Origin of the sequence: Amycolatopsis sp. NBC_01307 (assembly GCF_035975215.1) — a bacterium.
Taxonomy (GTDB): domain Bacteria; phylum Actinomycetota; class Actinomycetes; order Mycobacteriales; family Pseudonocardiaceae; genus Amycolatopsis.
The window spans coordinates 4549256-4563128 of the sequence record NZ_CP108403.1 but is presented as its reverse complement, the minus strand read 5'-3'; the positions used below and the strand labels follow the sequence as shown (position 1 = coordinate 4563128).

13 protein-coding genes are annotated in these 13873 nt (G+C 72.5%); 6 read left to right on the top strand and 7 right to left on the bottom strand.

Annotated features, from left to right (window positions below):
- Window positions 1–323: 323 nt before the first annotated feature.
- Complete coding sequence (locus tag OG439_RS19330) at window positions 324–1238, bottom strand: hypothetical protein (protein WP_326950752.1); 915 nt, start codon at window positions 1236–1238, stop codon at window positions 324–326.
- A 231-nt stretch (window positions 1239–1469) separates the two neighbouring features.
- Here OG439_RS19330 and OG439_RS19325 point away from each other — a divergent pair, with 231 nt between their 5' ends.
- Genes OG439_RS19325 through OG439_RS19310 form a run of 4 tightly spaced genes read left to right on the top strand, consistent with a single transcriptional unit; the run spans window position 1470 to window position 6681 of the window.
- A complete protein-coding gene (locus tag OG439_RS19325; RefSeq protein ID WP_326950751.1) occupies window positions 1470–4010 on the top strand; it encodes a HAMP domain-containing protein in 2541 nt (846 codons plus the stop codon).
- 1 nt (window position 4011) lies between these two features.
- Complete coding sequence (gene pgsB, locus OG439_RS19320) at window positions 4012–5190, top strand: poly-gamma-glutamate synthase PgsB (protein ID WP_326950750.1); 1179 nt, start codon at window positions 4012–4014, stop codon at window positions 5188–5190.
- Window positions 5190–5672: a poly-gamma-glutamate biosynthesis protein PgsC/CapC gene (locus tag OG439_RS19315; protein WP_326950749.1), complete on the top strand. Its 483-nt coding sequence runs from the start codon at window positions 5190–5192 to the stop codon at window positions 5670–5672. Before pgsB ends, OG439_RS19315 begins: the two co-directional genes overlap by 1 nt.
- Before the next feature lie 7 nt (window positions 5673–5679).
- Window positions 5680–6681 (top strand): NlpC/P60 family protein, encoded by a 1002-nt coding sequence (locus OG439_RS19310; protein ID WP_326951572.1) that lies wholly within the window; start codon window positions 5680–5682, stop codon window positions 6679–6681.
- Window positions 6682–6692: 11 nt separating this feature from the next.
- Here the strand turns inward: OG439_RS19310 and OG439_RS19305 are convergent, their stop codons facing one another.
- A complete protein-coding gene (locus OG439_RS19305) occupies window positions 6693–7547 on the bottom strand; it encodes an EamA family transporter (protein ID WP_326950748.1) in 855 nt (284 codons plus the stop codon).
- An 83-nt stretch (window positions 7548–7630) separates the two neighbouring features.
- Here OG439_RS19305 and OG439_RS19300 point away from each other — a divergent pair, with 83 nt between their 5' ends.
- Window positions 7631–8521: a LysR family transcriptional regulator gene (locus OG439_RS19300; protein WP_326950747.1), complete on the top strand. Its 891-nt coding sequence runs from the start codon at window positions 7631–7633 to the stop codon at window positions 8519–8521.
- A gap of 95 nt (window positions 8522–8616) precedes the next feature.
- Here the strand turns inward: OG439_RS19300 and OG439_RS19295 are convergent, their stop codons facing one another.
- A complete protein-coding gene (locus tag OG439_RS19295) occupies window positions 8617–9198 on the bottom strand; it encodes a TetR/AcrR family transcriptional regulator (RefSeq protein ID WP_326950746.1) in 582 nt (193 codons plus the stop codon).
- A gap of 123 nt (window positions 9199–9321) precedes the next feature.
- Between OG439_RS19295 and OG439_RS19290 the strand changes: the two genes are divergently transcribed.
- Window positions 9322–10266, top strand: a complete 945-nt coding sequence (locus tag OG439_RS19290; RefSeq protein ID WP_326950745.1) for an SDR family oxidoreductase — start codon at window positions 9322–9324, stop codon at window positions 10264–10266.
- Window positions 10267–10319: 53 nt separating this feature from the next.
- Here the strand turns inward: OG439_RS19290 and OG439_RS19285 are convergent, their stop codons facing one another.
- From OG439_RS19285 to OG439_RS19270, 4 genes are read right to left on the bottom strand one after another with little or no spacing between them, the layout of a single operon-like run.
- Window positions 10320–10649 carry a transcriptional regulator gene (locus OG439_RS19285; protein ID WP_326950744.1) on the bottom strand — a complete coding sequence of 110 codons (330 nt, stop codon included), beginning with the start codon at window positions 10647–10649 and terminating at the stop codon, window positions 10320–10322.
- Window positions 10646–11092, bottom strand: coding sequence for a hypothetical protein (locus OG439_RS19280; RefSeq protein WP_326950743.1), 447 nt, complete (start codon window positions 11090–11092; stop codon window positions 10646–10648). Before OG439_RS19280 ends, OG439_RS19285 begins: the two co-directional genes overlap by 4 nt.
- Window positions 11093–11138: 46 nt before the next feature.
- Window positions 11139–11969 (bottom strand): amidohydrolase family protein, encoded by an 831-nt coding sequence (locus tag OG439_RS19275; RefSeq protein WP_326950742.1) that lies wholly within the window; start codon window positions 11967–11969, stop codon window positions 11139–11141.
- Window positions 11966–13858 (bottom strand): hypothetical protein, encoded by a 1893-nt coding sequence (locus OG439_RS19270; protein WP_326950741.1) that lies wholly within the window; start codon window positions 13856–13858, stop codon window positions 11966–11968. The genes OG439_RS19275 and OG439_RS19270 overlap by 4 nt, the downstream gene beginning before the upstream one ends.
- Window positions 13859–13873 lie beyond the last annotated feature (15 nt).

The window sequence follows — 13873 nt, the reverse complement described above, 5'->3', positions numbered from 1 at the left end:
GCTCACCGCGCTCGGAGTCTGCTGGGGATGTGGTCATTCGATCATGGTGAAGGCACCCTACGTCACCGCACTCGCCTGTGCAGCCACCCGTGAGGGTGAGGTGGGATGGTGCGGGAGGTGCCGCCGGAGCCGGTCCACGCCAGTGACTGCAGTCCCCGCGCAACCGGTGGTGTAGATCGTCGAGCTGGTGGGTATGTCTGTTTTGTTCCGAGCGGATCTCGGGGCACGCACCTGGTAGGTGGCGCCGGATAAATCCCCAGGCCGGCGCCACCTGCCGTATAACGCCCTACACGTCGGCGCTCGGTCGCATCCCGAACCGTCGGTCAGGGGCGGCTGAGGTCGGCTTCCGTCAGGGCCCGGACGACGTCCGCTCGGCGCTCGGGTGACTCGCGGACCGTGCGGCTCATCTCGACGTGCAGGAACGCCGTGCCGTCCGCGGCGGCCGCTTTGCCCTGGACGTTCGTCGTCCCCTCCAGGCCCTTGCAGCGGTCCTCCCAGCCACGGCAGACGGCGAACCCGGCCGCGGTCAGGCGGTCGGCCGCGCGGCGGGCCGCGTCACCTGCCGGTGTCGCGCCCGAGGAGAGCACGATGTCGGTGCCGGGCTGGTTCTGGTCGTGAAAGCCGTGCAGCTGGACCTGGGTGAGGCCGCGCGCGGCCAGCGTCGTCGCGACGACGTGGAACACGGAGTCTTCTTCGTGGGCGACGTCGGCCTTGCCGTCGTCCGCCTTCCGGTGCGCGCCCGCGATCAGCAGCACCGCGCCGGGCACCCGGTGGAACAGGTCGACGCCGAACAGTTCGGTCCGGAGGTCGAACGACGGGTGCGGCACCTCGACCACCAGCGACGGCGGCGCGGACCGGTCGATCACGTACATCCCCCAGGCTCGTTCGGTGCCGGGCTCGTTCGTCGCGATCGTGTACGGCCGCCCGGTGGCCGGATCGACACCGTTCCGGACGGAAAATCCCAGCTTTTCGAAATCGGCGGTACCCCGGCGGTCGACGAGCGCGGCGAAACCGCTCGCGGCCGTACGACGTTCGTCGGTTTTCGGTGAGCGGTACTCCTGGTCCGCCGACAGACCGGACGTGAACTTCGTTACCAGGGAATCGAGAGCCGGCTCGGGCGGGGGTGATCCGGGTGGTGATGACTCGTCGTCACCGAGAATCAGCACCACCGTCAAGACCAAGGCCAGCGCAAAGGCCGTGCCCATCACGCTGAGCCACATCCGCGGTCGCCTGATCATCACCCGGAGTGTACTGATCCCACTTTGTGGCCCGACTTACCTACCGTTTGTCACCCGATGGGCGGAGTTGTAACGTGACCGACTGCTTCGTTGATACCTTCACGTAACCCGAACGGGTTGACGTTCCGCTACCGGCCCCAGTGGCCGGCGACCCGCCGGGGTCGCGTATCCGAAAGGGCCTTGGGGGAGCGGTTGAACCGGCCGAAACAGTCCGACGTGCCAGCAGCGCGGTTGCGCGAGCAGATTCCGGAAGCGGGTTTCCCGCGCGGAGCCGGTGTCGCGTCCGCGACCACTTTCGTTCTTCTGCTGCTCATCACCGCTTTCACCGCGCTTTACCTCTCGACCGCCGGGCCGCTTTCCCTGATCCGCGCGACCGACAGTTCCGGGCGCGTTTCCGACGAGGTCGCCGCCGGTCAGCAGCGCACCACCGCCGGTCTCGCGCAGGGCATCGCGACGTCGGTGACGAGCGCCGCCGGTGACCTGCAGGTAGCCAACGGCTCCGGGGTGTTCGACACCGCGGACGACACCGCGCTGCTCACCCGCCTCGGCGAGACGTACGGGGACTGGCGCGGCATCGCCGTCTACGACCCGGTCGCGCAGAAAGTCGTCGCCACCCGCGGCGAACCCGTGCCGGTGCAGAACCTGAGCGGTGTCGCCGTGGCGAACCTCACCGTCCGCCCGGTCGCCCGCGTGGGCGACACACCGCTGGTGCTGACCGCGTTCCCGCTGACCGGCGCCCGTGCCGGGAAGCTCCTGGTCGTCTCGACGGCGTTGCGCGGCATCCGCGGCGAGCTGAACGAAGCGACCCAGCAGCAGATCCGGCTGGTCACCGCCGACGGCGCCGCCCTCTACACCCGCGGCACCGACGTGCCCGCGACCGACCGCGCCGCTCAGGACCTGTTCGCCCGCGCCGCGACCGCGGCCGCCGCCGCGCAGACCGGTGTCCTCACCGGCGACGCCGCGGCCGACCCGGCCAAGCCGGGGCCGCGGGTCGCGCCGGTCGTCTCGTACGCGCCGGTCACGCCGTCCGGGATCGGCGGCAGCCTCGGCCTGTCGGTCGTCTCGTTCAGCCGGGTCCCCGTGGAGGCGGTGCCGGCCCGCTGGCCCGGCCTGATCCCCGCGGCCGCGTTGTTCGCGCTGGCCGTGCTGGGTTTCGTGCTGCTGCGGCGGACGATCGTCGCGCCGATCCGCCGGCTGCGCACCGACGCGCTCGCCGTCGCGGCCGGCGTGCTCGACGAACCGGTCCGGCAGTCGCGCATCCGCGAGGTGAACCGGGTGACCGGCGCCGTCGAGCGGTTCCGCGCGAAGCTGCGCCGCCGCAAGCCCGCCGCGAAGGTCCGCGCGTTCCTGTCGGCCCAGCTCGTCCTGGCGCTGGTCACCCTGGCGCTGCTCGGCTGGTCGGGCGCGGTCGCCGCCACCCTCGGGCGCCAGTCCGCCCAGGTCTCGCCGACGATGCTCAGCGAGCACGGTCTCCGCGTCACGCGCTCGGCCGACACGCTGCGCCGCAGCCTCGCCGAAGGCCTGGCCGATCTGCAGTCCGTCGCGCGGCTCGGCCAGGGCAAGCAGCCGGACCAGCTGCGCGGCATGCTCGACCAGCTCACCGGCGACGGAAGCCGGTTCCGCAGCGTCTACGTCGCCGACGCCCAGGGCGCGGCGGTGCAGCAGGCCGGGCGGGAATCGCTGCGCGACCCCGGGAAGCTGCCCGACGGCGAGGGCCTGCGCCAGGGCAACACCAGCGGGCGCGTCCCGGTCGTCTACGCCTTCACGCCGCTGCCGGGCTCGAAGAACGTCCTGGTCGGCGAGTACGACGTGCCGCGGATGGCCGAGCTGCTCGGCACCGCGGGCGGGCGCGTCCGGGTCGTCGACGAGGGCAAGCGCACCATCGCCGACACCGAGGGCTACCTCGCGTTCAGCACGCTCACCGACCCGGCGCTGATCGAGAACGTCGACGCGGCCCAAGCGGGCAAGGAGGCCCGCGAGACGACTCCGGCGGCGCTCGTCGCGGCGCAGCGGCTGGCGGACAAGGGCCAGGCGGCCACGCTGAAGTGGGTGGTCGTCGCCGAGCAGCCGATCGAGTCGCTGGGCGTCGCGGACAACACCGTCCGCTCGGGCGCCCGGGTCGCCGCGCTGCTCACCGCCGTCGTGGCGCTGATCCTGTTCGCCTGGCACTTCCTGCTCGTCCTGCGCCCGTTGCGCCGGATCGGCGAGGAGGCCGAGCGGATCGCCGGCGGCGTCACCGGCGCCGTCGTCTACCCGCAGCGCCAGGACGAGATCGGCACGATCGCCTCGTGCGTCGAGATCTGCCGGCAGGCCTTGACGGACGGCCGCGACCGCCTGGGCGAGGTCCGCCGCCCGGTGGGCGCGGCGACCGACGAGACGGAGCTGCTCCAGCGCGTCGAGGACGACCCGGAGCCCGAGGCACCACGCGACCGTCCCGCCGCGCGGCGGGCGCCGGCGGACCGCGACGGCGAGCGCCGGGAACCGGCCGGAGCGGGCCGCGCGGCGCAGAAGCCCGCGCACCGGTCCACGACGACGCCGAAGAACCCGGCCGAGCGGCCGGCCGGCCGCGGCGAACCGGCGAAGCGGCCTGTCGCCCAGCGGAATCCAGCGGAACCCCCTGCGGGTCAAGGGAATTCGGCGAAGCGGCCCGCCGGGCAGCCGAAGCCCGGCGAGCGGTCCCGGCCGCAGACTCCGCCGCGGCTGCCCGCCCGCAGTGCCGAGGAGCAGGCCAAGAGCGACTACCTGAGCTGGCTGGACGGGGCCGGGGTCTGACGTGACGTTCCTCTACGCCGTGCTGGTACTGGCATCGGCGGCGATGCTGGCCGCCGGGATCGCCGAGCAGCGGCAGCACTACCGGCACCTGCACAGCATCCCGACCCGGGTGCTGGTCAACGGCATCCGCGGCAAGTCGTCCATCACCCGGCTCTGCGCCGGCGCGCTGCGCGGTGGCGGCCTGGTCACGACCGCGAAGACCACCGGCACCGCGGCCCGCTTCATCCACCCCGACGGCAGCGAGGAGCCGGTCTACCGCAAGTTCGGCATCGCCAACGTCGTCGAGCAGATCGGCATCGTGCGCCGCGCCGCCGCCTACCGGCCGGACGCGCTGGTCATCGAGTGCATGGCCGTGATGCCGGACCTGCAGGAGATCAACCAGAGCAAGCTGATCCGCTCCACCATCGGCGTCCTGTGCAACGTCCGCGAAGACCACCTCGCCGAGATGGGACCGACCCTCGACGACGTCGCGCGGTCGCTGTCGCGGTCGATGCCGGTCGGCGGGATCTGCCTGACCGCGGAGAAGGACCGGCTGCACATCCTCCAGGAGGAAGCCGCGAAGCGGGACTGCGAACTCATCGCCGTCGACCCCGAAACCGTCTCCGACGCCGAGATGCGCGGCTTCAGCTGGATCACCTTCAAGGAGAACGTCGCGATCGCCTTGGCCGTCGCGGACCTGCTGAAGGTCAACCGGCAGCTGGCCCTGCAGGGCATGTGGGACGCGCCGCCGGACCCGGGTGTGCTGCAGGTCCACCAGTACCGCGCCGGTCGTCGCCACCTGCGCTTCGCGAACGTCTTCGCCGCGAACGACCCCGAGTCGACCTTGATGAACATCGCCCAGCTGCGCAGCCAGGGCGCGATCGACGATCCGCTGCACGTGATCATCAACTGCCGCCCCGACCGCGTCGAACGCAACGGCCAGATGGGCGCGCTCATCCCGAAGATCGCCCCGGAACGCGTGGTGCTGATCGGCGAGCCGACGCGCAGCGCCCGCGCCGCGATCCCGCCCGAGTGGCACGACCGCGTCGTCGACCTCGGGGGATCCCGCACGCCGCGGGAGCTGCTGCGCGGGATCGTGGCCGGTGTCGAGCGGAGCGCGTCGCTGATCGCCATCGGCAACATCCACGGCCAAGGGGAACTGCTCATCGAAGAACTCGCGAAACTGGAACCGGTCGCCTGATGCTCACCACGTCCCTCGCCCCCGAGATCGCCACCATCGGGCTCGCCATCGGCCTGCTGCTGTCGCTGGTCTGCTACCTGACGACCAACCTGTCGCCCGGCGGCATGATCACGCCCGGCTGGATCGCGCTGACCATGGTCGAGGACTACCGGCGCGCGGCGATCATCGTGCTCATGACGGCGCTGACCTTCGGCGGGACGAAAGCGTTGCAGCGCGTGGTGATCCTCTACGGCAAGCGGCTGTTCGCCGCGGTCGTGCTGCTCGGCGTCGTGCTGCAGACGACGTTGCTGCTCTTCCTGCAGGCCGACTTCCCGCTGCTGTTCGTGCACCAGACCCTCGGGTTCGTCGTGCCCGGCCTGGTCGCCTACCAGCTGGTGCGGCAGAAGCCGGTGGCCACGATGCTCGCCACCGGCGGGGTCAGCCTGGCCAGTTACGCGATCCTGATCAGCGGTGTGCTGGTCGGGCTGGTCCCGACGGTGTGAGGTGAGCATGCGCAAGGCGGTCCGGATCGGTGTCCTCGCCGCGGTCATCGCCGTCTCCGGCGCGGCCGCGGTGTACGTCGCGACGCAGGACGGGCGGGGGATCACCGCCGTCTCCGCCGCCCCGACCGGCGCCGCGGTCGCCGGCGGGTACCGCTACGAGCGGCAAGAGCACCCGTCGCGCACGATCGTGCGCGACGTGGCGGGCGCGCAGCTCGCGTCCTTCACCGACGGCTCCCGCACGGTCATGCTGACCGGCCGGTCGCGGACCTTCACCGAGCCGAAGTTCACCACGGCCGGCATCACGACGACCGCCTGGGTCCGGCTCGCCCCGCAAGCATGGCGGGCCGGGGCGGAACAGGAGCGGTGGTTCACCGACTGGCTGCCGAAGGCCGTCGGCGACACCGGGCCGGACGTGCTGGCCGTCGCGTTGCAGTACACCGACGGCGCGGCCGATCTGGTGGCGAAGAAGCTGCGGATCGCCGGGGACGCCGGCTTCGGCCCGGACAGCGCCGAAGGCCGGCTGGAGAAGTCGGACTTCTACGACTACCTCGGCATCGGCTGGGACTTCCCGGACGGCACCCACGAGAAAGCCGAACCGGCCCGCGCCCGCTCGCTGGACTGCTCCGGCTTCGTGCGGATGGTCTACGGCTACCGCTCGGGCTACCCGCTGCTCGGCACGAACGTGCGGGGGCCGGGCCTGCCGCGGCGCGCGTGGGCGCTGTCCGAGCTGGGCCCGGGCACCTCGCTCATCCGCGACGAGAAGCGCCAGGTGACGGACTTCAGCGCCCTGCAGCCGGGCGACCTGCTGTTCTTCAACCTCGAGCCGCAGCTCGGCACGCAGGTCTCGCACACGGGCATCTACCTGGGCCGCGACAGCGACGGCCACCACCGCGTGCTCTCCAGCCGCAAGGTCGCCAACGGCCCGACTTTCGGCGACGCGGGCGGGGTGTCCCTGATCGACGGCTCGGGGACGTACGCGAAGGCGTTCCGCGCGGCCAAGCGGCTCTGACCCGGTGTGTCCTAGACCCGCTGTCCGACGGGCTCCCGCGCGCCGGTCCGCTCGGCGCCGATGCCGGCCGCGACGACGAACAGCACTCCCGCTCCGGCACTCGCGTCGGGCACCTGGTGCAGCACGACGAGCCCGATCACCAGGGCGATGGCCGGTTCCAGGCTCATGAGCGTGCCGAACGCCGAGGTGGTCAGCCGCCGCAGGGCGAGCATCTCCAGGCTGAACGGGATCACCGGGAGCAGCACCGCGAGCCCGAGCCCGGCGACCAGCAACGGCCACGTCACCTGCTCGATCACCCGGGGCCCGGAGACGAGCGTCGCCACGATCGCGGCGACCGGCATCGACACGGCGAGCCCGCGCACGCCGGTCACCTCGTCGCCGACCCGCTGCGTCAGCAGGATGTACGCCGCCCAGCACAGCGCGGCCGCGAGCGCGTAGCCGACGCCGAGGAGGTCGGCGCCGCCGTGCCACGGTTCGGTCAGCAGCACCACACCGAGCGCGGCGAGCACGGGCCACGGCTTCCTGCCGCCACCGCCGCGCGCGACCGCGACGGCGAGCGGGCCGAGGAACTCCAGCGCGCTGGCCGTGCCGAGGGGCAGCCGGGCCACGGCCTGCATGAACAGCATCGTCATCCCCGCGGTGACCACGCCGAGCGCGCAGCAGGCCACGAAGGCGCTTCGCCGGAACCGCGAGGGCCTGGGCCGGATCACGACCAGGAACAGCACGCCGGCCCAGGCCAGGCGCAGCCAGGCGGCCGCCTCCGGGCCGATGCTGCCGAGGAGGCCGACGTACAGGGCCAGGCCGGTCTGGACGCACAGCATGGCGAGGACCGCGAGGACCGCTCCGGTACGGGTGGGGGAGAGCACCCGCCCAGGAAAGCTCACGGCCACCGTTCGTGTCCACGTGTCGATCACGTACTTACCGTTCGGGAATCATGGACAATTGCGGGATGGACACCCGCAGGCTGCAGTTCCTCTTCGAGTTGTCCCGCCGCGGCTCGATGCGCGCGGTCGCGGACACGCTCGGCACCACGACGTCCACGGTTTCGCAGCAGATCGCCGTGCTGGCGCGGGAAACCGGCGTGCCGCTGCTCGAGCCGGACGGCCGTCGCGTGCGGCTCACCCCGGCGGGGGTGCGCCTGGCCGAGCACGCGGTGACGATCCTCGCCGCGGTCGAAGCCGCGCGCGCCGACCTCGACCCCCAGGCCGAACCGGCCGGCACCGTGCGGGTCGGCGGGTTCCTCACGGCCGTCCGGCGGTCGGTGCTCCCGGTGGCGGCCGCGCTCGCCGAGCACCACCCGCGGGTGCGGTTGCGGATCAGCGAGTACGAGCCGCACGAGGCGGTCGCCGCACTGCTGGCCGACGACGTCGACCTCGCCCTCACCTACGACTTCGACCTCGCCCCGGCCGCCACCGACCCGGCGGTCACCGCGAGTCCACTGTGGACGACGAGGTGGAGCCTGGCCGTCCCGGCGGCCGACGCGCACCGCGTGCACGGCACCGGCACGGTCGCGGTGTTCACGGCGTTCCGCGACCACGGCTGGATCGTCAACTCACGCAACTTCGCCGACGAAGACGTGATCCGCCGGCTGGCGTCCACCGCGCGGTTCACCCCGGACGTCACGCACCGGGCGGACAACCTGGACCTCGTCGAAGACCTCATCGCGACCGGCCCGGCGCCCGCCGTCGGCCTGGTGCCGGCGACCCGCGCCGCGAGGCCGGGGGTCGCACTGCTCCCGCTGGCCGGGCCGGAGGTGCGGCAGCGGGCCTTCGCCTGCATCCGTCGCGGCCGGGAGGCGTGGCCACCGCTGGCGCTGGTGCTCGGGCTCCTGACCCGATGACGCCGTCCGCCGAGATCTGCTGCGGTCGGACCGGTCGGCTCTGTCGGTCGAGGTCCCTGAACGGCTGGGCCGGGGCTGGAGCGAAGGGGGTGGCTTCAGGCGGGCCGGGCCGGTGGGGTGGGCGCGGCCAGGGCGCGTAGGTCGTCGAAGGCCTGGGAGAGGCACTTGTCCAGGCTCTGCGCGGGGTCGTCGACCCAGGACTGGACCGCGTGCTGGTAGGCGGCCCAGCCGGTTCGCGCGGCCAGGTCGGCCGGCCCGTCGCCGACACCACGCTGCCGCAGCGCCTCCGCGACGGCTTCTGTGAGCCACGCGTGCTTGGCCAGCTCTCGCTCGCGGAGGGCCGGGGTCACCGCGATGATCTTCCACCGCGGTTCGGCGAACGGGCGGTTGGCCTCCAGGTTCCGCGCGGATTTCCGGAAGGCGCACAGCAGGGCGTCGAACGGTTCGAGGTTCCCGGGCGCGTCGGCGATCGCTTGCATCAGCGTCACGCGCAGGTCGGCCTCGCCGTCGAAGAGCACCTCGCGCTTGTCCGGGAAGTGCCGGAAGAAGGTGCGCTCGTTGACTTCGGCCCTGGCGGCGATCTCCGCCGCCGTGGTCCCGTCGAACCCGCGTTCCTGGTACAGCTCCAAAGCCGCCTGCTGAAGGCGGCGGCGCGCGTCTGCTCCGCTACGAGGCACCTCCCGAGACTACCGCAGTTGTGTCAGTGACTGGCGTCACGTTGCGCCAGTGGCTGGCGCTACGCGTAGAGTCATTCACTGGCGCTAAGAAGTGCCAGTGAGTGGCATTACGAGGAGTGTTCCATGCGTGTTTTCGTCACCGGTGGTACCGGTCAGACCGGCCCCACCGTCGTCGCCGAGCTGGTCACGGCCGGTCACGCCGTGCTCGGCCTGGCCCGCTCGGATCGCGCCGCCGCCCGGCTGGCGTCGCTGGGCGCCACACCGCATCGCGGCGACCTGGACGACCTCGACAGCCTGCGTCGCGGCGCCGAGAACGCCGACGGCGTCCTGCACATGGGCTACGGCGGTGACTTCGCCGATCCGGCCGACCTGATCCGCCGCGACCGCGCCGCGATCGAGGCGCTCGGCCGGCCGCTGGCGGGGTCCGGCAAGCCGTTCGTCAGCACGTCGGGCACGCTGGTGACGGTGGCGGGCCGGGTCAGTACCGAGCAGGACCCGCCGGATCCGGCGTCCGTCGCGGCCTTCCGCATCGCGGGCGAGCAGGCTTGCCTGGCCTTCGCGGATCGAGGGGTGCGAGCCAGTGTCGTGCGCCTCGCCCCGACCGTGCACGGGCCGGGTGACCACGGGTTCATCCCGGCGCTCATCGCCGCCGCGCGCAGGACGGGCCTTTCGGCCTACATCGGCGAAGGCGCCAACCGCTGGCCGGCGATCCACCGAGCCGACGCGGCCGTCCTGTTCCGGCTGGCGCTGGAGAAGGCCCCGGCCGGCGCGGTGCTGCACGGCGCGGGTGAAAGCGCTGTCACGATCAGGAGCGTCGCCGAGCGGATCGCGCGGAAGCTCGACGTCCCCGCGGCGTCGCTGACCCTCGAGCACGCGGCCGGGCACCTGGGAAACCCGTTCCTGGCCCGGTTCTTCTCCCTCGACGTGCCGGTGTCCAGCGAACACACCCAGGCGCTGCTGGGCTGGACGCCGAAACACGCGACGTTGATCGAGGACCTCGAAACCGGTGACTACTTCACGCCGGAGGCCAGCATTCACGCCGAAGAGATCTGGTCGCCGCAACCTTGAAAGAAGCTCGAGCTTTCCCGGAGCCGTGCAACACGAGGTATCCGAGCCGGCGTCTAGGGGAGGGGATCGCCGCCGACGATGCGGTGCAACGCGGCGACGTGTCCCCGGTAGGCGGACCGCCCGGTTTTGGTGAGGTGAAGCCAAACCCGCTGCCGGGTGTCGCGCACGGCGCGCCGCTGCGTGACGTAGCCGGCTTCGGCGAGCACCGCGATGTGCTTGCTGAGGGCGGACTTGCTGATGTCCAGCAGGGTCAGCAAAGCGCCGAACTCGATCTCGCGGACGGGCTCCAGTGCCGCGCAGATCCGCAGCCGGACCGGCGCGTGGATCAGGTGGTCGAACCCGTCGTCGGTGACCGGCTCGGTGTCCTGGTGCGACGAGCTCACCGGCGACCGGCCCGGGCGGTGAACGTCAGTCCGACGCCGGTGAACAGCCCGAACACCAGGACCGCGGCCACGATCGGCGACCAGGGCGACCACCAGTCCGCCCGCTGCGCGACGGCGTCCGCGAGGATCACCACGGCCGCCGGCCCGTACAGCGCGAGCACTTCACGCGCGGTCATCGCGCTGCGGACCCAGCCCTCGCAGACGCCGCGTCGCCGCCCCGCGAGGTGCGCCACCTTGACCAGCCCGGACGTGACCACCGCCACGACCGCCAGCCCCCACCAGTCGGGCAGCAGAACGGCCGCCGTCCCCGCGCTCAGGCCGGCCCCGGTCAGCAGCCAGTACCACGCCGGATACCCGCTCCACGCCACCCGCGCCCGGCTGCGCCGCACCTCCGCCAGTGCGGCCGACGCGTCCGGCGCGTTGATGGATCTGTTGGTTTCCATAGCGGCAACTGTAGAGTTTCCGATGCGGAAACACAAGGCGGGTCGGTCAGGACGCCCGGTAGGTCTGCGCGGCGTTGTCGTGGAAGACGGCGTCGACGGCCGTGGCGGGGTGGGTGGCGAGCGCGTCGTGGACCACGTCCAGCCACGCCTCGTGGTCCGTGGCCAGGGTCATGACGGGCCAGTCGCTGCCGTACAGGCACCGGCCGGGGCCGAAGGTGTCCAGGGCTTCGCGCACCGCGTCGACCACGACCGGGCGCGCGGTGCCCGGGGTCGTCTCGGTGGCCAGGCCGGACAGCTTGCAGCGGACGCCGGCGTGCCGGGCCAGCCGGCGCAGATCGCGGCGCCACCGTGCGTACCCGGGTCCGCCCGGCGACGGCTTGCCGAGGTGGTCCAGGACGATCGTGGTCCCGGGGCAGGCGGCCGCCAGTTCGGTCAGCTCCGGCAGCTGGTGCGCGCGGACGCAGGCGTCGAACGGCAACCCCGCCTCGCCCAGCAGCCGCACGCCCGCTCGGAACCCGCTGGAGAGAAGGAAACCGGGCGCCTCGTCCTGCACGTTGCGTCGGACCCCGGCCACGAACGGGTCCGCGCCGTACCCGGCGACGAACCGGCTCGTCGCCGCCGGGCTTTCGACGTCGACGTGCGCGACGATGCCGCGGATCCAGGGCTGCCGCCGTGCTTCCTCTCGCAGCCACGCGATCTCGCCGGCGGCGTCCGCGGGCACCCGTCCCGCCTCGACGACGATGACGTCGCTCCCAGGACGTCCCGGGAAGTCGGCGGGGGTGAACGGCCGGTCCAGCTCCGCGATGCCGTCGAGCCAGGGGTAGTGCAGCCGTCGCGGGTCCCAGAAGTGCACGTGCGCGTCGAGGACCCCGGTCACGCGGCGGGCTCGTCGAACGGCGTCGCGTAGGACGGCGGACGAGCGCGCAGGGCGAGCCGCAGGGTCAGCCGGACGCGGGTGGACCGGGGCAGCTCCACCTGCAGCCACGGCCCGTCGACGTCGATGGACGCGGACGTCACCGCCGGCTCGCCGTGGCCGTAGTCGTAGAGATCGCCGATCCACGACGGGTCCTCGCAGACGCTGTAGCGCGCGACGTCGATGTGGTGCTCGGCGAACGCCCCGGCCTGCACGATCACCGACCGCGGCTCTTCCGGGTCGAGGTTGACCAGGTCGAGCACGGTCGCGTCCGGGTCGATGCCCGAAACCAGCGCCGACACCGACGGCGGCAGGCCCGGGCGCCGCGCCCGCGCGTCGTAGTAGCGCACGCGGGCCTGCTGCAGGCCACCGTTGTAGACGACCTGCGGGGCGCCCCAGGTGAGCTGGACCAGCGCCTCGGTGACCACCGGGTTGGACTGCTGCCACAGGTGGATGTCGGCCTCGGGGACGTCCCGGTCGCGATAGCGCTCCATCCGGGTCAGCCGGTGGCGCACCTGGGCCTGCGCCGCGGCCAGGATCCGCTCCGGGTAGCCGGGGTCGTCGCCGGCGAGGTAGGCGAACCAGGGCTCTTCGTGACCGGCCTCTTCCTTGCTGCGGAAGGGCCGCACGGTCCGCCAGTCGTAGCCGCTCGCGGCCCGCAGCCGGTCGAGGCGGTCCCGGTCCGCCGCCGAGGCGGAGTGGTGCCACAGCGCCACCGGGACGCCCAGCAGCATCGGGTTGTAGTCGAACCAGCCCCGGTCGTCGTGGCGGAAGGGAACGTGCAGCGTGGGCGTGTGCACGTCCTCGCGCAGCTGGACCGACCACTTGGACTCGAGACTGGAGTCCGCTTCGGTGAAGGCCATCACCTTGCCGTGGGCGATGATCTCGTCCAGGGCCGGGCGCACCAGGTCGGTGAACGTCTCGTCGCCCGTGGCGAGCGCGGCCGCCAGCGCGGCGATGACGGCGGCGTGCCCGACGCTGTACCAGCCGTGCGGCCACGACCAGCCGTAGTGCCCGCCGTACCAGCGGCCGTCCAGCAGCCCGCCCACCGTGCCGTCGGGCGCGACGTTGTCGGGCAGGATGCCGCCGTTGGCGGCCGCGCGCTCCCGCCAGGCACCGACGTACTCGGCGAGCCAGTCGCGGTAGCGCCCCTCGCCCGAGAGCAGCAGGGCGTTGAGGACCAGCCCGGACGCCGCCAGGTTGACGGCGGTGTCGCCCGTGCCCATCCGCCGGTGCATCTGCTCGCCCAGCGCGGCGTCGTCCGGCGGCAGCCACTCCAGCGGGAAGCCGTACGTCATGGCCTCTTTCGGGAGCCACGGGTAGGCGTCGCCGTCGAAGAGCCCTTCGCGCGCCGGGTCGCTGCCGTTGTGGGGACGCCGGATGACGCGGTGGACGGGATCGTAGTTGCCGTGCGCGGGATCGACGTAGAGCTCCGCGAACCGCAGCGCCCGCTCCCGCCACCGCGCGGGCGCGGCCATGGACAGGAAGTACAGCAGCAGCAGGCTTTCGCCTTGGTGGAACCAGTCGTAGCCGCGTTCGTACTCGTCGTGCAGCATGCCCAGCTCGGTCAGCTGCCGGGTGACACCCTCCCAGTGGTGCTCGGACTCGGCGAGCAGGTCGTCGGCGCCGCCGAGCAGGTAGAGCTGGGGCCAGTTGAAGAACGTCTCGTAGAAGTCGTCCACGCCGTCGCGGGTGGTGAGGTCGCCCGCGTACCGCAGCCGGCCGTCCGGGCCGGTGAAGTCACGGGCGAACCGGCGCCAGGCCCGGTCGAGCAGGGCGAACAGCTCGCGCTGCGCGATCGCCCAGCCCGGCGGTTCGAGCAGGGGTACCGAGGCCGTGATGACGGGAGGCATCAGAGTTCTCCATGG

Coding starts and splice junctions, on each gene's coding strand:
- OG439_RS19290 (WP_326950745.1), top strand. CDS start 9,322: ATGCGTGTTTTCGTCACCGGTGGTACCGGTCAGACCGGCCCCACCGTC.
- OG439_RS19310 (WP_326951572.1), top strand. CDS start 5,680: ATGCGCAAGGCGGTCCGGATCGGTGTCCTCGCCGCGGTCATCGCCGTC.
- OG439_RS19315 (WP_326950749.1), top strand. CDS start 5,190: ATGCTCACCACGTCCCTCGCCCCCGAGATCGCCACCATCGGGCTCGCC.
- OG439_RS19270 (WP_326950741.1), bottom strand. CDS start 13,858: ATGCCTCCCGTCATCACGGCCTCGGTACCCCTGCTCGAACCGCCGGGC.
- OG439_RS19280 (WP_326950743.1), bottom strand. CDS start 11,092: ATGGAAACCAACAGATCCATCAACGCGCCGGACGCGTCGGCCGCACTG.
- OG439_RS19300 (WP_326950747.1), top strand. CDS start 7,631: ATGGACACCCGCAGGCTGCAGTTCCTCTTCGAGTTGTCCCGCCGCGGC.
- OG439_RS19330 (WP_326950752.1), bottom strand. CDS start 1,238: ATGATCAGGCGACCGCGGATGTGGCTCAGCGTGATGGGCACGGCCTTT.